This is a genomic window from Mycobacterium sp. P2_H7 (genome assembly GCF_056403275.1).
In genome coordinates this window covers 165279-186962 of the sequence record NZ_JBFUFU010000015.1, presented here as the reverse complement: position 1 = coordinate 186962, position 21684 = coordinate 165279, and the positions used below count along the sequence as shown (strand labels likewise).

Sequence of the window (21684 nt, the reverse complement as noted above, 5' to 3'; positions counted from 1 at the left end):
ACCGCCACCAACGCCTTCTACGAAAACATGGCCTGGCGCTGGCCCAACTGGGCCAAACTGTTCTTCAACAACAAAGGCGTCGCCGCCCACACCACCGACATCTGCCAGAACTACCCCGCCAACGACATGTCCGTCTGGGACTGGCACTAGACACCACTTCGGCTGTAATGCAGGATCATCGGGTCTCGGCTCAATGCTCAAGTCGGCAGAAGCGGACTCGGTAACGTTCCATCCGCGACTGACCTCAGTTCTATATTGGACGAATGCGTCCATCCAAGGACACCGTGCACACGATCGCCGAAGCGCTACAGGGCTCCGCTCTGTTCATGATTCGGGAACTCGTAGACCGAGAACTGAGCCTAACAGCGTCTGACGTGCTGTTTCGGCTACATGAGGAGGGCCCGACCCGCCTCACCGCGTTGGCGAAAGCGGCCGGCGTCAGCCAACCCTCGATGACCCAGTTCGTCCAGCGCTTCGAGCGCCGTGGCATCGTCAGCCGATCGACTGATCCAAACGACAAACGAGCGTGGTTGGTCGCCATCACACCCGCCGGACGGGAGATCGTCCGGCAGCGACAAGAGGGCATACGCAAACGCCTCGCAGAACTACTGTCCCGAATGGATCCGGAAGACGTCGCCTCGCTTCAACTGGCCTCACGAGTGTCCGCCCCCATCATCGTGCGACTCAGTGATCAAACGACGAATCTTGATCACCCCACCGCTTAGCGGGTGAATGTCCGGCGCCACCCCACTCACATGGACCGAGCGTCATGGAATCGGTGGCTATGGAGGTGGCTTCTCTCACCGCAGCACAGCGACCGGTCCGTTGGGATTCAGCGGTGCGCAACTGTCCTGACCAACGGTTGTCGAGCAATGCGCCGCGGGAATCACCGGTCGGTATCCCGGGACGGTACCACCGTCGCGGGTGATCTGGTTGTAGGTTTGCGCGGCATCGGTAGGCATGCGCTTCAATGCCGGATCCCGCAATGCGTCGACGGTGTACAGGCCGAATCGTGGCCGGTAGCTTCCCCATTCGTAGTTGTCGACCAGCGACCAGTAGTTGTATCCGATGATCGGGATACCGTCGGCTTTGGCCCGCTGCAACCAGAACACGGTGTCGGAGAGGTACTGCGAGCGGGTCACACCATCGGCCCGCGGTTTGCCGTTGTCGGTGACCATCCCGTTCTCAACGACGTAGATGGGCAGACCCGGATAGCGCTGCGCGTAATGGCGTGCCACGTAGTAGATGTCCTCGGGCTGCAGTTTGATGTTCCATCGCTCGATCGGGCCCTGGGCCGATGCCGGATTGTCCTGCGCAGTTCCGGTGTAATAGTCGAACCCCAGGTAGTCGAGACTATCTTTGACACGATCGAAGAACGATCCCTCACTGCCCTTGACTTCGGGGCCGGTGAGCTGCGCCAAAACGTCGGGCGCAATATACGCCTCGTTGGTCGTGACTTTGGCGTCTGGATCGGCGTCGTGGGCCGCGCGGTACACTCCCCGGTGCGCCTCAGCCACCCGATCGAGGAACTTGTCGAATTCGCCGCGTTGAATCGCGCCGGTCCGCACCTCCATCGCTGCGAAGAACACTGGTTCGTTGATGCTCACCCACAGCACACCTTGTCCCGCATAGCGTTTGGTGATCGCCCGAGCGAAATCTTCGAACAGCCCCACGTTGTTCGCAAACCCGCCACCGTCGGCGACCCATCCGGGATACACCCAGTGCATCAACGTGATCATCGGCGTCATGCCGTACTTGCGCAGCGTCGCCATCACATCGTCGTAGTAGGCAAGCTCCCGCTCATCCCACTTTCCAGGCTCGGGCATCACCCGCGCCCATTCCACTCCGAACCGGAAAGTGTTGATGCCCATGGCATGTGCGTTGGCAATGTCTTCGTGGTAGCGGTGCCGGAAATCAACGGCATTGCGGTACGGCTCAACCGGGCCGGTACCGAGGGGATCGCCTTGAGCTGGCTTGCCCACGGAACGGTCGACAAATCGGCGCCAATTGCTGTCGGGCGCCTCCCCTTCCACCTGATACCCCGCGGTCGCGGTCCCCCAGTAGAAGCCGCGATCCCCCCGTGCGCCGCCGACAGCCCCGCCCTCCGGCGAACTACATGCAGACAGACCGAAGGTGAGGGCAGAAGCAAGCACCAAGAAGACTTTGATCGACTTCACCCCAAAACCATACACTGAACGGTTTTGTCTAGGCAAGCAGTCGGTGCCACACCGCACGTACGTGAGCGCCCATGTCGATGGACGGGTCGGACATCCATTGGATCTGGATGCCGTCGGCCGCGGATATCAGTGCGGTGGCGGCGAAATCGGCATCGACATGCGGAGGTATGGATCCCGCAGCCTGCCGCTGCCTGATGTACTCCGCGACAACGCCGCGGATGTTGTCGTACCGCTCCCGCAGATACGCCGCAGCCGGATGAGATGGATCGACTGCAGCGGCCGCCGCCAATGACAGATAGACGGTCCCTGATCCTGGCTTGCTGGCCTTGTCCGCCATCACTTGGGCCAGTGCCTCACCGGGGTCGATATCGGCTGCCGAGTCCCGGTACCACTCTTCGAGTTTGGCGTCACCGTCGCGCTGAAGCTCGGTGAGCAGTACATCGCGGGTCGGGAAGTAGTGCATCAGACCGGCGAGGCTCAGGTTGGCTTCCTTAGCGATTACCCTCATCGACGCGCCCGCCTCTCCCTCGCGTTCGAGGACCGCTAGTGCGACGGACTTGATCTCGGCGCGTTTGGCCTCCCCCTTGGGGTACCGCCCTCCAGCTGACATGGCCTGAGGCTAACCCACGACGCCTGCGGTCCCGCTCGGTTAAGTACTTACGACCCTGAAACCGCCCAGTGCTCGATGCACATCAAAGAGTCAACCAATCCTGGCGCAGTCCCAACACCCCACTCGTCGGCCTGTGAGCCTGCGCTTCCGACAGACCTCGACGACGGTGCCCTGGATGTCCCGCACCGCTACTCCGCCGACGTGCACAACTGCGACAGCAGGACATCGCAGGCGCGACCTTCAAAGACGCCGTGCGACAATGCAGCTGACAATCAGACCTTCCGCCACATCGAAGGAGTTGTTCAGCCAGATGAGCAACATGTCGGGATACCCATGGCAGGATGTGCGGCGCTCTCCGGACGAGCGCGCAGCGCTCGTGGTCGCTGCGATGACCGAGGACGAGAAGTTCTCCTGGCTGTCCGCGCCGATGGCCTTGCCGATACCCGGGCGATCAGAGGTGCCACTGGGAGCGATCGGCTCTGCCGCCTACTACCCCGCGATCCCCCGGCTGGGCATCCCCGCAATTCAGCAGGCTGACGCCAGTCTTGGCGTCGGCAACATCGGTGATGTCCGCGCAGGAGACAACGCGACGGCGTTGCCGTCCTCACTGCTGCTCGGCGCCACGTTCGACATGCAGACCGCCAGCGAAACCGGCGCGATGGTCGGACGGCAAGCTAGGGCCAAAGGCTTTGCCGTCCAACTCGCAGGCGGGGCCAACCTCGTGCGGGAAGCCACCGGCGGGCGCAACTTCGAGTACGTCTCCGAAGACCCACTTCTGACCGGCCTTCTGGTCGGTGCCTCCATCGCGGGCATTCAATCCCAGGGCGTGGTGTCGACGGTGAAACACTTCGCGCTGAACGGCCAGGAAACCGGCCGCGTGATGGCCGACTCTCAGATCAGTGAGCCGGCCATGCGCGAATCCGACCTGCTGGCGTTCCAGATCGCGATCGAGACTGGACGCCCAGGAGCGGTCATGACCGGTTACAACCTCGTCAACGGTCAGTATGCGAGCGAGAACGCGCACCTGCTCCACGACATCCTCAAGGGTGAGTGGCGATTCGACGGATGGGTGATGTCGGACTGGGGAGCGACCCACAGCACCGAAGACGCTGTCCTGGCAGGACTCGACGTGCAGTCCGGTGCGAACCTGGACCCGCAGCCCTACTTCGGCGCACCACTGCGCGACGCGGTGCGCCACGGCCGCATCCGCGAGGACCGCATCGATGACATGGTGCACCGACAACTGCGCGTGCTCTTCCGGCTGGGCATCATCGATGCTCCACCGGTACCACGTGGGGCCGTGGACTACAACGCCGACGATCTGATCGCCCAGCGCGCCGCGGAGCGCGGCCTCGTCCTGCTGAAGAATGACGAGGGACTGCTTCCCGCAGCGCGCGGTCTCGGCCGAATCCTGGTTATCGGCCAACACGCCGATGCCGGTGTCCTATCGGGCGGCGGATCCTCCTCGGTCACCCCGATCGGCAGTCTGAGCACCGACGGCGCGGCGGTCATGGGAGTGCCGATGAGCAAGGTCTACCACCCGTCCTCGCCGCTGTTGGCCATCCGCGCAGAGGCCCAGGCGCGGCGTGTCGACTTCCTCGACGGCAGCGACCATCAAGCCGCCGCTGCCGCGGCGCGCGACGCCGATCTGGTGATCATCATCGCCGACGAATGGCGCAGCGAAGGTGTAGACGCCCAAGGGTTGGAATTGCCCGACAATCAACCCCAGTTGATCGAAGCGGTGGCCAGCGCGAATCCGCGCACGGTCGTCATCCTCGAATCCGGAGGTCCGGTGGACACGTCCTGGGCGGCGCATGTCCCGGCAGTGCTTGCAGCGTTCTATCCCGGCTCCGGTGGGGGCCCAGCCATCGCCGGGGTGTTGTTCGGTCGCGTGAACCCCTCCGGGCGCCTACCGGTCACATTCCCTCAGTCCGTAGCGCAGACTCCGCGACCGCGGCAGGTCGACCCCACAACGACCACATCGAATCCCGGTGAGGCACGCGTCGGGGAAATCTTCAAAGTGTCCTACGACATCGAGGGCAGCGACGTCGGCTACCGATGGTTCGACCGCCAAAAACTTGAACCGGCCTTTCCGTTCGGATGGGGGTTGTCTTACACCACATTCAACGTCAGCGACCTTGCGGTCACCGTCAGCGGAACCGATGTCCGAGTCGACGTCACCGTCACCAACACCGGTGACCGCGCCGGCGCGACCGTTATCCAGGTGTATGTCAGCCGCGGCGAGGGCAATGACCCAGCGGACTTCGTCCCCCGGCTAGCCGCGTTCGCACGCCTCCATCTCGAACCCGGCGAGCGTCGCTCCGTCGAAATGCACCTCGAATCCCGTCTTCTCGCTCGGTGGGACGATGACGAGGGCGTCTTCCGGGTGGCCGATGGTGACTACCGGGTCCGCATCGGCGCGCACGCGCTCGACAGAAACGGCCCCGCCCAGACCATCCCGATACAGCCAAACATCTTGTGCTGAAAGACTATTGATCGCCTGGCCGCGTGGCCACAACGAAACTTGTTCGCCGACAACACCGCATCGCCCGGGCGTGAAGCGGCCTTCTTCCAGGCTCCTGTCAGCGGGTGAGTTGCCGGTCACCGATTGTGTTGAGCAGCTCCAGCTTGCCGGCACTTTCGGTGCCGGGGCGGGTGGTCAGCACCACCAAAGCCTGTGCGCGGTTCTCGGTGAAGAGCACTTGGGCATCGACGTCGATGGGGCCAAGCTCGGGATGGACGATGGTCTTGCAGTCCTCATACCGCTGCGCGACTTCCTGCAGTCGCCAAATGCGAGCGAACTCTGGACTCCGTTCCTCAAGTGCAGCAAGAATCCGGGCGGCACGGGCGGTGTCGCTACCGGCTGTCAGAGCCGCCCGCAGGCGCGCGGCGTGGGCGCGGCCGTGGCTTTCGTAGGTTTCCTCGGGATATCGCAGACGCTCTGTCGGGTCTATGAACCACCGGTAGAAGCCGCTGCGAGAAAGGCCGGTGTGGCGCGTCTGATCCCCGAGCAGCGCGACAGCCAGGGGATTCATCGCGAGGGTCTCGACGAGATCGGTATGCACGAAGGCCGGGCAGTCGTGCAGACGATCCAAGACTCGCATCAGCGTCGGGCTGACGTGGTCGGAAGTGTGGAATCGGGCCGGAGCGTTGTGACCAATGAGGACGAACAGATGGTCCCGCTCGTCGAGGGTCAGCCGCAACGCCCGCGCAAGCGCGGTGGTGATCTGCACCGAGGGTTGGGGAGCTCGCCGCTGCTCAAGCCGGGCGTAGTAGTCAGTGGACATGCCGGCGAGCTGAGCGACCTCCTCGCGGCGCAGTCCCTGCGTTCGCCTCCGGGGCCCTTCGACCAGCCCGACGTCGCGCGGGCGCAGCATCTCACGCCGGTGACGCAGGAATTCCGATAGGGCCTTGCTATCCATGGCCCCATTGTCTCCGCATTTGGGTGGACAATCCATAGGCCGCCGATTCCCGCTCGCGCGGGCTCGACGGTACTGCCCAGGGCACATAGCGGCGGCGAAACGTGCGGTTGGTTGTTCAGACGTGCGGCCGGGCTGATGCGTTACAGGGATCACCAATCCATGGATGAGCGGTCCTGCCCACAGTTTCTCGTGGTGTTCTACGGTCGCGGCTGCGGGCCACACCGGCCCGAGACGACGACGAAGCAAGAGAATCCATGAAGACGACCGGAAACACGATCCTGATCACTGGCGGCACCTCCGGGATCGGGCTGGGCCTGGCCCTACACCTGCACGACGCCGGCAACAAGGTGATTGTCGCTGGCCGACGCCAGAAGCTCCTAGACGAGATCACACGCGAGCATCCAGGCATCGCCGCGGTCGTCCTCGACGTCGCGGACCCCGACTCGATAGCCGCAGCCCGCGACATCGTGGCGGCAAGCCACCCGGAACTCAACGTCCTGATCAACAACGCCGGCATCATGCTTCGGGAGAACATCCTTGACCCGACCGATGTAGCCGTCGCCGAGGATCACGTCTCGATCAATCTGCTAGGCACGATCCGGATGACATATGCGTTCCTCCCGCTACTTGTCGGGAAAACGGATGCGGTCATCATGAACGTCAGCTCGTCGATGGGCTTTGTGCCGTTCCCGACGACCCCGACCTACAGCGCGACCAAAGCGGCTGTGCATTCGTTCTCCGAAAGTCTGCGTGTTCAACTCGGCAGCGCCGATACCGGTGTCCAGGTCATCGAAGTCATCCCGCCAGGGGTGCGCACGACACTGCTCGGTCAACAAGACGATGAACAGGCCATGCCGTTGGAAGACTTTCTCGCCGAGATCTTCGATTTGCTTCGCCAGACGCCCGACGCGAAGGAGCTCGTCGTCGAGCGCGCCAAGTTCTTCCGCGACGCACAGGCGAACGGTTCCTACGACAGCGTCCTGGCCATGCTCAGCCAATACTGACCGCCCCACGCATCACCGTAGGAGAGCTCAATGACCAGTGATCGACCTCGGTTCGGCATCGCCACCGCCATCACCCAGCACACCCTGGCCCCCAATGTGCTGGGACCGTGGTTGGAAGCCAATGGTTTTGAATCACTCTGGTTCGGCGAACATTCGCACATGCCCGTCGACATGAAGTCCGAGCGGAACAGCTACAAGGAGGTTCCCGAAGCCTTCAAAGAAATGTACGACCCTCTGGTTGCGCTGACCAGTGTTGCGGCGGCGACCACGACGCTGAAACTCGGCACGTCGGTGCTGCTCCTCACCGAACATCACCCAATCCGGCTGGCGAAGATGATCTCGACGCTCGATCAGATATCAGGTGGACGCGTCATCGTCGGTGTCGGCGGCGGGTGGAGCGCCGAGGAAATGGCGGACTACGGCGTGAGTTTCAAAGAACGCTGGAAGGTGTTGCGCGAGAAGGTTTTGGCGATGCGCGAAATCTGGGGAAACGAGATCGCCGCGTTCGACGGAGACTTCGTCAAGTTTCCGCCGATGCGTAGCGGCCCCAAGCCGATCAACGGTGCACGCCTGCCGGTCCTGATCGGCGCCTCTGGAGCATTCGCGTTTCCACGCATCTCCGAATACGGCGATGGCTGGGTGCCGGTGGATCAGGGAGACACCATGCCCGGACTGATGGCCGATCTGCGCACCCACATGACGGCTGCGGGAAGGTCGTTCGACGAACTCGACCATACGATCATCACGCATCCGTTGGCCCACTATGACAATGACGGCGACGCGCTCAAGCGTCGTGTCGAAGAGCTTCACGCGATGGGCTTTCAGCGCATGCTGCTGACCCTTCCCTCAGACAGACCAGACATCCAACGGGCGACACTGGCGAACCTGCACAAGGTGGTCCAAGCCTTCACCTGAACTCAATAGTGCGGGGACCGTGCCGCGGCGGTCGAGAGCCAAGGCGTTCATCTCGTCGTGACGATGGGTGCGGCGCATACTGCGCATCTCCGGAAACCGTTGTGGCGGTGTCAAGCCCTCACAAGGCCACCGCACTTGCAGCTGCTGGGCCGATGCGGGGCGTCACGGTGACACGTACCGTGGTGGCGCCAGGATCGGACGCGATGACGAGCCGCGGGCTGTCCGGGGCTGAGACGATGTGACCACCGGTCACGGCGACGTCATACCCGTCGGGGTATCGCCCTACGGGTGTCGATACGGTGGTTTCCGAACCGGCCGCGAAATCACCGCTACCGTCGACTCTTGCGGTGGCGTACGCGAACTGGAAGGTGCCGTCGTCGCCGTTCGCCCATCCCATCGGCGTTCCGGAGATCACCTGCGGGTACGGCGCGGAGAGCACGTGCAGGTTGCTCGCATTCACGTTGTCGCCGACCGGTGGTAACACCGGGTCGTAGACGAGTGATTGATCCCTCGGGCTGGCGCTGCTGGTGATCTCACCGACACCGGAGTACGCCCAGTTCGCCCAGCTGATCTGTTGGCGGTCACTGGGTTTGGCTTCGTTGGTCAAATCCGTGGCATTGCTGGTGGCGCCGAATTCACCCATGAACACCGGCATGTCGTTGTCGACGCCGTAGCGCACGGCGCGACCCGCCAATATCGGCCCCACGATGTTGGCCAGACTGAGGCCTGCGACACCGCCGTACCCGTGATATTCGAGCGCGGTGTTCGGATCGGAGATCGGGCCTAAACGGACGGGCTGCCTGAGGAACACGGCGCTGATCTCGTCGACCGCCGGACTCGCCGGTGAGATGAACACCGTCGTATTCGGATCCACTGATCGAATGGCGGCGATCGTCTGGTTGTAGAGCGGGGTGAGCTGCTGAGCGCCGAAGAAGGATCCGTTGGCAATCGCCAACGGCCAGCTGAAACCGGGCCACGGTTCGTTGATGACGTTGTAGCCGATGACATCTGAGCTGTTGCGGAAGTAATTCGCAACGGCTTGCCAGCTCTGCGCGTAATGATTTTGCAACCCGACGCCGTCGGGTGCATCGGAATTCGCCCAGAACGCTTCCCACGCGTGATTCTGGGCCGGGTTGAGATAGTAGTTGAGCGCAAATTGTCCCAGAAGTTTGCCCACATCAGGATTGGGCAGCCCGCCGGTATAGGTCGCCCACGGCGGCGCACCCTCACCATGTAGTTCAGTGCTGAAGAGATCTTGATGCATGTCGAGGACGGTGTAGATGCCATGCTCACTCAGCATCTGGACGGTTCGGTCGATTCCGGCCAAGTACTCCGTGTCGAAGATGCCGGGCTCTGGTTCCACGGCGGTCCAGATGATTCCAAGCCGCACGACGTTGAATCCATTGTCGGCGAGGAACTGTGCGTCGTCCTCGCCGAAGTCCATCGCGTCTGGATCGTACGGCGCAATCTTGTACACCACATTCACCCCGTGCATGAGGACGACCTGTCCGTCGCTGTTGGTGAACCAGGTGCCGGTGGTGGAGAGTTTGTCCACAGCGCCTGCGGCCGGCGGAGAGCCTGCGACGGTGCCAAATCCGCCGACGTCACCGTGGGTGCCGAAGAATCCTGCGGTCCCGCCGGCACCTCCAAGTGCGACCAATCCGGTTGCCGGGCCGCCAATTCCGCTGTCGCCGGCATCGCCGCCGTCACCACCGGTTCCGAACAGTTTCGCACCGTTGCCACCGTCTCCGCCGATGCCTCCGACCGAGCCGTCACCGCCGGCCCCGCCGTGGCCACCCACCCCGAATGCCAGCCCGCGTGCGGCTCCGCCGAAACCGCCAGCGCCTCCCCTGGCACCAGCAGCACCATCGCCGCCGTTTCCACCGAGACCGCCGATACCCATCAGAAGCCCGCTCGCACCGCCGGCACCGCCGGCAGCACCAGCCCCGCCAAGTCCCCCGGCCCCACCGTCGCCCAGCACGCCGGCGGACCCGCCGCGACCACCCGCGACCCCGGCCTGGGTGCTGTTCCAGCCCGCGCCACCGTCGCCGAGCAGCCAGCCGCCTGCTCCGCCATCAGGACGTTCTGCCGTGCCCGGGGCGCCGTTGCCGATCACATAAGAACCGGCCAGCGCATTGACGAAACCGTTGACCAGTTTGCCGATTTCGCTGGTGATCCACATCTGTACGGCGGTATGGAGCGGACTGTAGACGACGTGGCCGATCAGATCAGTCAAGGTTTGCGCGGTCTGGGAAGCCACCAGCGTATTCGTCACATTCCTCGTGACGCTGCTGGCCGCAGCCAGGTTGTCACCATCGTCAACGGCCTGAGTAGCACTGCGGCCGGTGATGTCGACGCTCGTCGTGTCGAAGGTCGGGGTTCCGTAGGCGACCGACTTTCTACTGCTCGACGCGCCGACGAACGTCTCGCGACCGGCGGCCCCCAAAAGCGCCCATGCCAACGGGTTGGCGTGGATCGGTATCGCAGGCGCATCGACGGAACTGGCAATCGAAGTACCCAGGAGAAACGTCGAGCCCGCCGCTGACACTGACGGTTGTGGGTTGGTCACGACGCTCGGGCTGGGTGCTCGGGATTGCCGAACTTCCTTGGTCGGCGCAGTGTTCTGTGAGGCCGATGTCGCCGTCACCTCCGCTGGCCGCAGTTTGCCTCCCGCGAGACTGTCACGGTCGCTGACGCTGAGGGCATCCTGACGGGTTGACGGCGTCGAGGCCGTACGGGTGTCCGCGTCCGAGGTGGAGTGCGTTCCGACGACTGGTCCAGTCGCGACCGGCCGCGCCGACCGGCTGCGTGTCGCGCCCCCGGTTGCGGTCGAGCCGCGACGGGAGCGGTTCGTCGAGGGCCCGGTGGACCGGTCGCCAGGAGCGTCAACAGGCGCGCCTGCCCGTACGTCGCTCCTCACACCGTCGGCTTCAGGATCTCCGGTCGAACCATCTGTCGTGCCGTTGTCTGAGGAACCGTCGCGGGAATCGCGCGCGGATGAACTGCCGGTGGAGCTGCCAGTGTCCGCCGCCGCAAGCCCGCAACCCCAAGCGAGAGTGACCCCGATGCCAAGCGCGGCTGCCAAGCCGCCGACCCGCCCGATGTCCCTCGCTGCGTTCATGACGGCTATTCGTACATGGTTGACCCGCGTCCTGACGTCGTTTTGGCGAACTTTTTAGCCACCTGGCCAAAAATCACTGTGCTGCGTGCGCGCTCGTCCGAGCAGGTCCTTCGTCCCCGCCCACTTACTCTGGTTGAGATGAACTGCGATGACGTCGGGCGTGATGACCTGCTATCCGGTCGTCGCGGTCGTGGGAGACCGAATCGGGTGAGCAAGGAAGCCATCCTTTCAGCGGCGCGGTCCCTGCCGCTGGACGAGCTGACGATGCAATCCGTCGCCGATCGCCTCGGCGTCGGACGAAAGTCGCTGTACTATCACGTCAACGATCGCGCAGCCTTGTTGAGGTTGGTAGTGGTGGATCGCTTCCAGGACCGACTTCGCGTTGTCGAGTCGACATCGAATGAGGACTGGCGAATCGTCCTGCACGCCTTCGCCTATGCACTTCGTGAGACCCTCGTCGAGGTCGGCACCGCTGCCGCGTATTTCGAACTGGGCGGATTGGATGCGCCAGCGGCATTGGAGGCGTTTGAGCGCGTGCTCCAGACGATGATCCACGCCGGATTCGACCTTCAAACTGCGGGCCGTGCAGCGACATTCGCCTGCGACATCGCCATGACATCGGCGCGATACATCACAGCCGAGGAAAGCACCGATTCCCAGCCGCAGAACCTGGAAGTGCTTCGGGTCATACAGGGGATGCCTGCGTCGTCCCTCCCGACTTTGAGGCAGGTGATCGCGACACGTGAAAGTGAACGCACCACCAGCGGCGCCTTCGATTTCGAGTTCGAAGTCCTCATTGCGTGGCTCACGCAACGACTTGCGGACCGGTAGCGGCACCATCGTTCAGGGGTTGCCGTTAGGCTTCGTTCCTCCGACGCGAGAGGTGCGTACTGTGTCCGGTGAGAAGAGCGTCGAGGTCGATAGGCCGGCCGCACCCACGACGATCGAGGTGCGTGGTGCGTGCGTGCACAATCTCGCGAACATCGACGTCAACGTGCCCCTGAACGAAATGGTCGCCGTCGCAGGGGTTTCCGGCTCAGGCAAATCGTCTTTGGCGATGGGAGTCCTGTACGCCGAGGGTTCCCGTCGCTACGTCGAAGCGCTGTCGACCTACACCCGGCGCAGGATGTCGCACGCCACCAAAGCGACCGTCGACAGTGTCCGGTATGTCCCCGCAGCGCTGGCCCTGCGGCAACGACCAAGCGTCCCCGGTGCGCGCAGCACCTTCGGCACCTCGACCGAACTCCTCAACGTCCTGCGCCTGCTGTTCTCCCGACTGGGCGAACACGTCTGCCCCAACGGGCACCGTCAGGAGCCGACAATCGACGTCGCCGCCGGCCTGGACCTCACCTGCCCGGTCTGCTATGTCACGTTCAGCCCGCCGGGCGCCGAAGCGCTGGCCTTCAATTCCGACGGGGCATGTCCGACCTGCGGCGGTCTGGGGGTCGTGCGCGAAATCGACGACGCACTACTAGTTCCCGATCCTTCACGGACGATCGCCGACGGCGCGGTGGCCCCGTGGAAGATGATGGGACTGACCGTCATGCCGCAAATGGTCGGCGAGCTCGGCGTGCGCACCGACGTGCCCTACCGCGATCTCACCAACGACGAACGCGACGTCGTCCTGCACGGTCCCGCGGAGAAGCATCGCATCACGGTGCCGTCCAAGAGCGGGAAGCTGTTCGAGGTCAACTTCACCTACCGAAACGCCCGCTTGGCCGTGCAGGAGGCTCTCGACAAGGCCGCCAGCGAGGGCGGTCTCAACCGGGTCAACAAGTTCATCCACACCGGCACGTGCCCGACGTGCCGCGGAGCCCGGCTGAGTGAACGCGCCCTGGCCCCTCGCGTCACCGGGATCAACCTGGCCGAGGCGACGGCATTGACGCTCGACGAAGTGATCGCTTGGGCGCCAACGGTCCTCGATACCTTGCCTGCCGATATGCACGCTATGGCAACCGCGATCACCGAGCCGCTGCTCGAGATGGCGCAGCGGCTCATCGAACTCGGCCTGGGCTATCTCGGATTGAACCGTCCCAGTTCCACGCTGTCCACCGGTGAGCGCCAACGCGTTGCGCTGTCCCGCGCAGTGCGCAACCAGACCACCGGGGTGCTCTACGTCCTCGACGAGCCGTCCATCGGCCTACATCCGTCCAACATCGACGGCCTCAACGGTGTCATCCGCGATCTGCTGCGCGACGGGAACTCCGTTGTGCTGGTCGATCACGACGTGCAGGTCCTGCGCGAAGCGGACTGGTTCATCGAGATCGGGCCCGGATCCGGCACTGAGGGCGGCACCATCCTCGCGCAGGGAACGCTGGACGATCTGGTGGGCAACCCGTCGTCGCTCATTGCCGGGTTCCTTGATGGCACCGAGCCGATCCGGGTGCGCGACGGCGTCACCTCCGAGGAATTGTTCGACCGGGGCCGGATCCGCCTGGCCACCCGCCCGCTGCACACGGTGCACGCCCTCGACGTCGAGATCCCCAAGGGCCGGCTCACCGCGGTCACCGGAGTGTCCGGATCCGGCAAGACCACGATGGTTTTGGAGAGCCTGGTCCCGGCGTTGCAGGCCGCGGCAACCGGCGAGCCGCTGCCCGTACACGTCGACTCGGTGGAGCCGTCGGGCATCGAGAAGGTCAATGTCGTCGATGCCACCCCCATCGGCACCAACGTGCGGTCCACCGTCGCCACCTACAGCGGCGTCCTCGACGACCTGCGCCGGGTCTACGCGGACCTCGACGAGTCGAAGAGCCGTGGCCTCACGGCCTCGGACTACTCCTATAACACCGGATCCCTGCGCTGCCCGCGCTGCGAGGGCACAGGGCAGATCTCGCTCGACGTACAGTTCCTGCCCGACGTCGACATCCCGTGCCCCGACTGCGGCGGCACTCGCTATGCCCCAGCCGCACAAGACATCCGGCGCGGCGGCCAGGACGGACTCTCCCTGCCCGAACTCCTCGGGCTCACCGTCAAGCAGGCACTGCCGGTGACCGGGGACCTACCTAGGGCGCACCGGAAGCTGCAGACCCTCATCGACCTTGGGCTGGGTTACCTCACCCTCAGCGAGGACACTCCGGCGCTCTCAGGCGGCGAGGCGCAACGACTGAAGCTGGCAACCGAACTCGGCCGCACGCAATCCGATGCGCTGTTCGTCCTGGACGAACCCAGTGTCGGCTTGCACCCCCTCGATATCCGCGTCCTACTCGGCGTCATCGACCGCCTCGGCGTAAAAGGTGCCACTGTCGTCGTCATCGAACACGACCTCGACATGATCGCCAACGCCGACTACGTCGTCGACATGGGACCCGGCGGCGGTGCGGCGGGCGGAGCAATCATCGCCACCGGCACGCCGGCCGACATCGCCCTTTCCACGGTCAGCATCACGGGTCGCTACCTCGCAACTGGGGGCGACGCTTAACTATCCGCCGCACCGGGTGCGATCATCAGTCGACCATTCTCGTTTTGAACGGTGTTGGCGCGCGGTCACTTCGCCGCTTGGGTCTGCTTGGCCTGCACCCTTGACCTGCTGAGCAGTATTCGCTTTACCGGTACTCACACACACGACGGAACGAGCCGATCGCCCAGTGCGCAAAGCAGGGATCGCCGATCCCTGGATAAGTCTTCCCTTTTCCGGTGTCGGACGGCTGCCCTAACGTCGTTGCTGTGGAGTCTCACCGGCCCCGCGCAACGAGGGAGCGAGAACGGAATGAAGAGCAGCGGCAACACAATTCTGGTCACCGGCGGCACGTCGGGCATAGGCCTCGGCCTCGCCCTACGGCTGCACAAAGCCGGCAATAAGGTGATCGTCGCCGGCCGACGCAAGAAGCTCCTTGATGAGATCACCGCTGAACATCCCGGCATTGATGCGCTTGTCCTTGACATCGAAGACCCCGAATCGATCACCGGCGCCCGTGACGCCCTGACGACCAGCCACCCCGATCTCAATGTCTTGATCAACAACGCCGGAATCATGTTGCAGGAGAGCGTGCTAGACCCCGCAGGACTGGAGATCGCCGAGAAGCACGTGATGATCAACCTGCTCGGCACGATCCGCGCGACGTACGCATTCCTACCCCAGCTCGTGAGCAAACCAGATGCCGTGGTGATGAACGTGACTTCCTCGCTCGCCTTCGTGCCCTTCCCCGTCACCCCTACCTACAGCGCGACCAAGGCCGCCCTGCATTCCTTTACGCAGAGCTTGCGCGTTCAACTTGCCGCTCACACCGGGGTGCAAGTCATCGAGATCATCCCGCCGAACGTGCGCACCACGCTTTTGGGTCAACAGGACGACGATCAAGCGATGCCGTTGGACGACTTCCTCAACGAGACCCTCCAATTGCTCGCCGACGATTCAGACGCCAAGGAACTGGTCGTGGAGCGCGCCCGCTTCCTGCGCAACGCAGAAGCCAGCGGTTCCTACGACGACGTCCTTGCCATGCTGAGCAATTACTGACCGCCACGATGAGAATTCGCGCCGGCATCGACTACTGGCCGACGGGGACTCAATCGGCGAGTTGTGAGGGAAACGACGATGGATCGTCCGCCTCAGAGGGGCGAAGATGACGGCATGGACAAACGAGCGCTGGCGGAATTCCTGCGGAAGCGGCGCGAAACGTTGAATCCCCGCGATGTCGGTCTGGCCGATGGGGTACGCAGACGTACTCAGGGTCTGCGCCGGGAGGAAGTTGCTCACCTGGCGGGCATGTCAACCGACTACTACACCCGGCTAGAACAGCAGCGCGCCCCGCAACCTTCCGTCCAGATCGCCTCAGCACTTGGCCGGGCCCTTCGCTTGACCCTCGATGAAACCGACCACCTCTTCGTACTCATCGGCCACAACGCACCGCCCCGGTTCCAGCGCTCCGAACACGTCAGTCCAGCGCTGATGCGAGTGCTGGATCGGTTATACGACTGCGCCGCCCTGGTGCAGACCGACCTCGTCGAAACACTTGCCATGAACCCGTTGGCCATCGCTCTGCTCGGTGACCAGACACACCACACCGGTCTCGCGCGCAGCGGCTTCTACCGCTGGTTCATGGACCCCTCAGAACGTCTGAAGTTCCCCGAGGAAGCCCACGAACGCCACGGCCGAGCCCAGGCGGCCGGCCTGCGGGCCGCATTGACTACTGGCAGCGACACCGCCCGAGCCGCCCAGATCTACGCCGAACTCAACAAACACAGTCCAGAGTTTTCCCGTATGTGGGAACTGCAACAGGTCGCTCAACGGTACGACGACTCCACGGCCATCCTGCATCCCGAGCTCGGCCGCATCGATGTCGACGGGCAAGTTCTCTTCACCGACAATCGCGCTCAGACCCTTGTCGTGCTGACCACCCGACCCGGCACCGAGAGTCACACCAAGCTCGGCCTGCTATCGGTCATCGGCCATCAACAGCTCAGCTCCTGATGCGGAGACCGTTTCGAAGCGACACCAGGCCCACTAGTTCGCCGAATTTTAGGCAGAGACCAGCGATCCGTGGATGAACCTTCTCTGCCACCATCGCCCGCTCCCTCATAAAGATGTTGCTACACACCTACGACTCCGCCATAGCGAAAGAGGCCAAACCCGATGACAATGCCCGACAACAAGACTCGCATCAAAGTAGCGCGCGAACAATTTCTTGCCGAACCCCGGACCGCAGCCCTGTCGGTGAGCCTCGGTGGATCACGCGGGCCCCTGACGGTGCCGATCTGGTACCAGTACACCCCCGGCGGGGAACCATGGGTGTTGACCGGTGTCGGCACCCGCAAGGCGCGATCAATCGAGGCGGCCGGATTCTTCTCGCTCATGGCGCAACGACTGGAGCCGACCAGACGCTATGTGGCGGTCGACGGCACGGTCAGTCAGATTCAACCCGCAACCGACGACCAAATCGTCGAGCTGACCCGACGCCACCTCGGCGGCGATGCCGCCGACCGCCACATTGACTTCCTCAGGAGCCGCGGCGAGCATCTGGCGATCTCGATGCATCCAGAACACTGGCTGTATTCCGACTCCGAATCATTCTGATTCGTCATGTCGGAACCTTCTGTCGCAGCTCGGAAAATACCTCAGAGTCGATGTCGTACACCCGGACGATCGACTGGTCGCCGGGCTGCAGGAAGGTGGTTTCGCCTAGCGGCGTGTACTTCGTCGCGCCGATCCCGATCAGCACGTTCTCGGGGTGACCGCTGGCCGTCATCAGTGCGCCGACATCCTCGAGCGGGGTGTCCGGGGCTCCCTTCTGGTTGGCGAGCCGTTCGACGATCCAGTCGAGTAGCACCTTTCCGTAGTACGAGTAACCCAGCAGAGGGCTATCGATGCCATAGGCGTGTTCTTGGCCGTCTGCGGTGAGCAGAGAACATGACAGCCGAAGGGTGGCTGTGGGGCCGTCAGGGGCCAGGTCCGAGATGTCGAAGAACTGTGCGGCAACACCTTTAGACGCTGCCCCCCAGTTCTTCTTGTGGCTGATCTTCGGCGCGTTGGGTCGCCGGATCGAGCAGTCATTGAAAGCACCGAGCGCGAATGGCTGCAAACTCAGCACGGTGTCGCCCTGCCACGACACCCGGCACGCGAGAGCGACCTCTGGTTCGATCTGTAGGTTGAGCGGGCCGTCTACGGTGCCGGGACGAGGAAGACAGATGGTGTCATGCGACAGCGGGAATTCACCGAGGAAGGTGTCGTTGCCCGGTGCATACCAGGGGAAGATGCCCTTGGGCGCGGCGCCATGGGAGGCGACGTTCACGAAGTCGGCGGCTTCCCCGGCCTGGTCCAGGTGACCGGCGAAATTGCCAGCGACACCGAACCCGAACCATGTCCTTAGCTCGTCGTTGTCAAGTGTGATCGTGGGCGCCGTCCGGTGGTCGTTGGTGGCGTAGCTCATGACGCCGCCACTGCGTCGGCRACCGCCGTGCCGAGGGTTTCGGTGGTGGCCGTGCCGCCCATGTCCGGGGTCAGGGTGTCGCCGCCACGGGCCAGGACGGTCTCGACCGCAGCAAGCACTGCTGCGGCAGCGGCGGGTTCGCCGAGGTGTTCCAGCATCATGGAGGCGCACCAGATCTGGCCGACCGGGTTGGCGATCCCTTTACCTGCGATGTCGGGAGCGGATCCGTGCACAGGTTCGAACAGGCTGGGAAATCTACGCTCCGGGTTGATGTTGGCACTCGGAGCGATGCCGATGGTTCCGGTGCAAGCTGGCCCGAGGTCGGAAAGGATGTCGCCGAACAGATTCGAGGCCACGACGACGTCGAACCAGTCCGGGTGCATCACAAAGTTCGCCGTGAGTATGTCGATGTGGTACTTGTCCACGTCGATGTCCGGAAAGTTGGCGGCCATTGCCTGCACGCGCTCATCCCAGTACGGCATGGAGATGGAGATGCCGTTGCTCTTGGTCGCTGATGTCAGGTGCTTCTTGGGGCGGGTCGCGGCGAGGTCAAAGGCGAACTTGAGGATCCTGTCGACCCCGGTGCGAGTCATGATGGTTTCCTGCATGACGATCTCGCGGTCGGTACCTTCGAAAATCTTTCCCCCGACGCTGGAGTATTCACCTTCGGTGTTCTCCCGCACCACATAGAAGTCGACGTCGCCGGGCTTGCGGCCTGCCAGCGGGCTGGGCACCCCCGGCATCAACCGGACCGGCCGCAGGTTGACGTACTGGTCGAAGGCGCGTCGAAACTGCAGCAGACTTCCCCAGAGTGAGATGTGGTCGGGCACGACATCGGGCCATCCGACGGCACCGAAGAAGATCGCGTCGAAACCCTTGAGTTCATCGAACCAATTGTCGGGCAGCATCTTCCCGTGCTTGAGATAGTAGTCGGCGCTGGAGTGTTCGAAGTGCTCGAAGTCGAGTTTCAGGTCGAATGCCGCGGCGGCCGCGTCGAGCACTCGCAGACCTTCGGGCACCACCTCGGTGCCGATGCCGTCACCGGGGATGACGGCGATGCGGTGGATGTTGGACATGACGATGGTTCCCTTCAGTCGGGCGGGGTGGACGTTCAGGCCGAGTCGACCGGGTGAGCCGGCTCGCGTCCGGCGAGGACCTCGATGACGGCGTGGGCGGCGGCCAGGCCGGCACGAGCCCGCGCCTCGACCGTCTGCCCGGCGAGGTGGGAGGTGATGACGACGTTCTCACGGTGGCGCAACCTACTCCCGGCGGGGAGCGGCTCGACGTCGACGACGTCGAGCGCGGCCCCGGCGATTCGACCGGTGTCCAGGGCATCGGCGAGGGCGTCTTCGTCCACCAACGACCCCCGGGCCGTATTGATCAGAATGGCTGTCGGCTTCATCGTCCCCAGCATGCCGCGGCCGAGGAGCTGTCCGTTCCGCATGCCGGCTCGTGCGTGCAAGCTCAGGTAATCCGCGGCGGCGACCGCGGTGTCCAAATCGACGAACTGAACACCGACAGCGCCATCTTCGGGGTGGGCGGTGCTGACCAGTACAGTCATGCCGAATGCGGTACCCAGTCGTGCGACGGCGCGACCGCTGGGCCCGTACCCGATTACGCTGAGCGTGGCGCCACGCAGTTCGTGTCCGGCTTGGCGTGGCCACTCCCCTGCGGTGACTCCGTCGATCACGGAGCGAAGCCGTCGCGCGGCCATCAGCATCAAGGCGATGGTGAGCTCGGCGACGGCGTCGTGATTCACACCGGGGGTGTTGCATACCCGGATGCCACGCGCCGCCGCGGCGGCGACGTCAATGGAGTCATACCCGACGCCGCTACGTGCGATCACCTTCAGTTTGGTTGCGGTGTGGAGCATCTCGGCGGTGATCGGCTCGCTTGCCACGATCGCGGCATCCACGCCGTCGAGCATTGTTCGTGCTTCCTCGAGGCTTCGCGCGCCGACAGCGGGTCGGTAGGACACCTGGTGGCCGTGGCCGCGCAACAGCTCGTCCACCTCGTCACCGCGACGGAGGTAGTCGGTGGTCACCAGAACGCGGGACAATGCGATTCCTCTCTGAGTAGCGGTGGTCAGGAGGACGCCTGCGCGACGGCCCGCGGCGAAGCGCCGGCGTGTTCTGTGACCACAGCGGGCGCGTCGACGTCACCGTCGTCTTCGACGGAGAACGGAACGTTGCCGGCGAGGACCTCATGGGCACGATCGGCGTCGAATCCCTTCTCCCACTTGCCGATTACAATGGCGCCCAGCGCGTTACCCAGGACGTTGATGAACACACGGCCCTCGTTGAGCAGGCGGTCGATGCCGACGATCAGCGCCAGTGCGGCCAGTGGGACGTGCCCGACGGCGGTGATGGTGGAAGCCAGCACGATGAACGCTCCTCCGGCGATACCGGCGGTGCCCTTGCTGGTCAGCATCATCACTCCCACCATCACCAATTGCTGCTGCCAGGACAGGTCGATGCCGACGGCCTGGGCCAGGAACAGCGAGGCCATGGTCAGGTAGACCGCGGAGCCGTCGAGGTTGAAGGAAAACCCGGCCGGGATGACCAGGCCTACGACGGAGCGTTCCACGCCGAGGTGTTCGAGCTTGCGTACCAGTTGCGGCAGCACCGCTTCACTCGAGCAGGTGGACAGCGCGATGAGCAGTTCGGTCTTGAAGTAGCGCATCAGGGTGAAGACGTTGAGTCCGCACGCCCGGGAGATCAGGCCCAAGATGACCACGACGTAGATGACACAGGTTCCGGTGAACAGCAGAATCAAGAAGCCGAGATTCTGCAAGCTGGAGGCGCCGTACTTGGCAACCACCGAGGCCAGGGCGCCGAAGGTGCCGATCGGGGCCAGCCGCATCACCCAGCTGACGATCTTGAACACCACGTGCGACAGCGACTCGATCAGCGCTGTGATCGCGGCACTGCGGGCCTTGGTGACGTTGAGGGCGCAGCCGATCAGCAGCGAGACCAGCAGTGCCGAGAGGATCGCGTGGCCGGTGATGGCGCCGAACAGTGAGTCCGGGATGACGTTGGTGACGAACTCGACGGCGCCGACCTTCTCCCCTGAGTCGACGCCGGGGATTGTGCTGGCGTCGAGGGTGGCGGGGTCTATGTTCATGCCCTGGCCGGGCTTGAAGATGTTGGCGACGACCAGCCCGATGAGCATCGACCCCAACGAGAGGACGAGGAAGTAACCAAGCGCCTTGACGCCGATGCGACCTGCTTTGCGCAGGCTGTCCATCGAGGCGATGCCGAGGGTGACGACGCAGAATACGACGGGGACGACGATCATTTTGACCAGTCCGATGAACCAGTCGTTGAGCGGGCTGACGGCCTTACCCAGGTCGGGTGCCAGGATTCCGACGGCGATGCCGAGGACAGCGCCGACGATGACCTGGAACCACAGTTGACGTGTCAGGTTGCCGAATCTGGATCGGCCGGACAGGGCTGGGGCGGTCGCGTCAGCGGTGGTGGTGGACACGGGGAACTCCTTTGGTCCGGTGCAGCGTTGGGTCTTGCCGGCCGGGAGGCGTAGTTCTGGACGCGGCCGGTCTTGGGCGAGCGGCC

At 63.9% G+C, this 21684-nt stretch carries 18 protein-coding genes; 10 read left to right on the top strand and 8 right to left on the bottom strand.

Annotated elements, in window-relative coordinates; translation table 11 throughout:
* Together AC1DY7_RS23330 and AC1DY7_RS23325 are read left to right on the top strand one after the other, a co-directional pair.
* On the top strand, window positions 1-150 hold a 150-nt coding region (locus AC1DY7_RS23330; RefSeq protein WP_477496104.1), incomplete at its 5' end, for a DUF5078 domain-containing protein.
* A 113-nt stretch (window positions 151-263) separates the two neighbouring features.
* Window positions 264-725: a MarR family transcriptional regulator gene (locus AC1DY7_RS23325; protein WP_477496086.1), complete on the top strand. Its 462-nt coding sequence runs from the start codon at window positions 264-266 to the stop codon at window positions 723-725.
* 75 nt (window positions 726-800) lie between these two features.
* Here AC1DY7_RS23325 and AC1DY7_RS23320 read toward each other — a convergent pair whose 3' ends face one another.
* Together AC1DY7_RS23320 and AC1DY7_RS23315 are read right to left on the bottom strand one after the other, a co-directional pair.
* Window positions 801-2168 (bottom strand): family 1 glycosylhydrolase, encoded by a 1368-nt coding sequence (locus AC1DY7_RS23320; RefSeq protein ID WP_477496103.1) that lies wholly within the window; start codon window positions 2166-2168, stop codon window positions 801-803.
* 37 nt (window positions 2169-2205) lie between these two features.
* Window positions 2206-2787: a TetR/AcrR family transcriptional regulator gene (locus AC1DY7_RS23315; protein WP_477496085.1), complete on the bottom strand. Its 582-nt coding sequence runs from the start codon at window positions 2785-2787 to the stop codon at window positions 2206-2208.
* A gap of 310 nt (window positions 2788-3097) precedes the next feature.
* Here AC1DY7_RS23315 and AC1DY7_RS23310 point away from each other — a divergent pair, with 310 nt between their 5' ends.
* On the top strand, window positions 3098-5272 hold the full coding sequence (locus tag AC1DY7_RS23310) for a beta-glucosidase (RefSeq protein ID WP_477496084.1): 2175 nt from the start codon (window positions 3098-3100) through the stop codon (window positions 5270-5272).
* 97 nt (window positions 5273-5369) lie between these two features.
* On the opposite strand, the gene AC1DY7_RS23305 is transcribed toward AC1DY7_RS23310, so the two are convergent.
* A complete protein-coding gene (locus AC1DY7_RS23305; RefSeq protein ID WP_477496083.1) occupies window positions 5370-6209 on the bottom strand; it encodes a helix-turn-helix transcriptional regulator in 840 nt (279 codons plus the stop codon).
* Between the two features lie 254 nt (window positions 6210-6463).
* Between AC1DY7_RS23305 and AC1DY7_RS23300 the strand changes: the two genes are divergently transcribed.
* The gene (locus AC1DY7_RS23300) at window positions 6464-7213 is read left to right on the top strand and encodes an SDR family oxidoreductase (RefSeq protein WP_477496082.1); all 750 of its coding nucleotides are present in this window, start codon (window positions 6464-6466) and stop codon (window positions 7211-7213) included.
* 30 nt (window positions 7214-7243) lie between these two features.
* A complete protein-coding gene (locus AC1DY7_RS23295) occupies window positions 7244-8128 on the top strand; it encodes a TIGR03619 family F420-dependent LLM class oxidoreductase (protein WP_477496081.1) in 885 nt (294 codons plus the stop codon).
* A 118-nt stretch (window positions 8129-8246) separates the two neighbouring features.
* Here the strand turns inward: AC1DY7_RS23295 and AC1DY7_RS23290 are convergent, their stop codons facing one another.
* Window positions 8247-10589 (bottom strand): cellulase family glycosylhydrolase, encoded by a 2343-nt coding sequence (locus AC1DY7_RS23290; protein WP_477496080.1) that lies wholly within the window; start codon window positions 10587-10589, stop codon window positions 8247-8249.
* Between the two features lie 867 nt (window positions 10590-11456).
* Here AC1DY7_RS23290 and AC1DY7_RS23285 point away from each other — a divergent pair.
* From AC1DY7_RS23285 to AC1DY7_RS23265, 5 genes are all read left to right on the top strand, one after another.
* A complete protein-coding gene (locus AC1DY7_RS23285; protein WP_477496079.1) occupies window positions 11457-12080 on the top strand; it encodes a TetR/AcrR family transcriptional regulator C-terminal domain-containing protein in 624 nt (207 codons plus the stop codon).
* Window positions 12081-12258: 178 nt separating this feature from the next.
* The gene (locus AC1DY7_RS23280) at window positions 12259-14667 is read left to right on the top strand and encodes an excinuclease ABC subunit UvrA (protein ID WP_477496102.1); all 2409 of its coding nucleotides are present in this window, start codon (window positions 12259-12261) and stop codon (window positions 14665-14667) included.
* A 288-nt stretch (window positions 14668-14955) separates the two neighbouring features.
* A complete protein-coding gene (locus AC1DY7_RS23275) occupies window positions 14956-15702 on the top strand; it encodes an SDR family oxidoreductase (protein WP_477496078.1) in 747 nt (248 codons plus the stop codon).
* 63 nt (window positions 15703-15765) lie between these two features.
* Entirely contained in the window at window positions 15766-16656 is an 891-nt protein-coding gene (locus AC1DY7_RS23270; protein ID WP_477496077.1) for a helix-turn-helix transcriptional regulator, read from the top strand.
* A gap of 168 nt (window positions 16657-16824) precedes the next feature.
* Complete coding sequence (locus tag AC1DY7_RS23265; protein ID WP_477496076.1) at window positions 16825-17259, top strand: pyridoxamine 5'-phosphate oxidase family protein; 435 nt, start codon at window positions 16825-16827, stop codon at window positions 17257-17259.
* Between the two features lie 4 nt (window positions 17260-17263).
* Here AC1DY7_RS23265 and AC1DY7_RS23260 read toward each other — a convergent pair whose 3' ends face one another.
* Genes AC1DY7_RS23260 through AC1DY7_RS23245 form a run of 4 tightly spaced genes read right to left on the bottom strand, consistent with a single transcriptional unit; the run spans window position 17264 to window position 21598 of the window.
* Window positions 17264-18112, bottom strand: a complete 849-nt coding sequence (locus tag AC1DY7_RS23260; RefSeq protein WP_477496075.1) for a DUF5718 family protein — start codon at window positions 18110-18112, stop codon at window positions 17264-17266.
* Window positions 18109-19188: a tartrate dehydrogenase gene (locus AC1DY7_RS23255; protein WP_477496074.1), complete on the bottom strand. Its 1080-nt coding sequence runs from the start codon at window positions 19186-19188 to the stop codon at window positions 18109-18111. The genes AC1DY7_RS23260 and AC1DY7_RS23255 overlap by 4 nt, the downstream gene beginning before the upstream one ends.
* A 35-nt stretch (window positions 19189-19223) precedes the next feature.
* Complete coding sequence (locus tag AC1DY7_RS23250; protein ID WP_477496073.1) at window positions 19224-20171, bottom strand: phosphoglycerate dehydrogenase; 948 nt, start codon at window positions 20169-20171, stop codon at window positions 19224-19226.
* 26 nt (window positions 20172-20197) lie between these two features.
* A complete protein-coding gene (locus AC1DY7_RS23245; protein ID WP_477496072.1) occupies window positions 20198-21598 on the bottom strand; it encodes a cation:dicarboxylate symporter family transporter in 1401 nt (466 codons plus the stop codon).
* Between the last annotated feature and the right edge of the window lie 86 nt (window positions 21599-21684).

Bases quoted from the DNA above. Each gene is read 5' to 3' on its own strand.
- AC1DY7_RS23325 (WP_477496086.1), top strand. From the start codon at position 264: ATGCGTCCATCCAAGGACACCGTGCACACGATCGCCGAAGCGCTACAG.
- AC1DY7_RS23315 (WP_477496085.1), bottom strand. From the start codon at position 2,787: ATGTCAGCTGGAGGGCGGTACCCCAAGGGGGAGGCCAAACGCGCCGAG.
- AC1DY7_RS23310 (WP_477496084.1), top strand. From the start codon at position 3,098: ATGAGCAACATGTCGGGATACCCATGGCAGGATGTGCGGCGCTCTCCG.
- AC1DY7_RS23305 (WP_477496083.1), bottom strand. From the start codon at position 6,209: ATGGATAGCAAGGCCCTATCGGAATTCCTGCGTCACCGGCGTGAGATG.
- AC1DY7_RS23300 (WP_477496082.1), top strand. From the start codon at position 6,464: ATGAAGACGACCGGAAACACGATCCTGATCACTGGCGGCACCTCCGGG.
- AC1DY7_RS23295 (WP_477496081.1), top strand. From the start codon at position 7,244: ATGACCAGTGATCGACCTCGGTTCGGCATCGCCACCGCCATCACCCAG.
- AC1DY7_RS23280 (WP_477496102.1), top strand. From the start codon at position 12,259: ATGGTCGCCGTCGCAGGGGTTTCCGGCTCAGGCAAATCGTCTTTGGCG.
- AC1DY7_RS23275 (WP_477496078.1), top strand. From the start codon at position 14,956: ATGAAGAGCAGCGGCAACACAATTCTGGTCACCGGCGGCACGTCGGGC.
- AC1DY7_RS23265 (WP_477496076.1), top strand. From the start codon at position 16,825: ATGCCCGACAACAAGACTCGCATCAAAGTAGCGCGCGAACAATTTCTT.
- AC1DY7_RS23260 (WP_477496075.1), bottom strand. From the start codon at position 18,112: ATGAGCTACGCCACCAACGACCACCGGACGGCGCCCACGATCACACTT.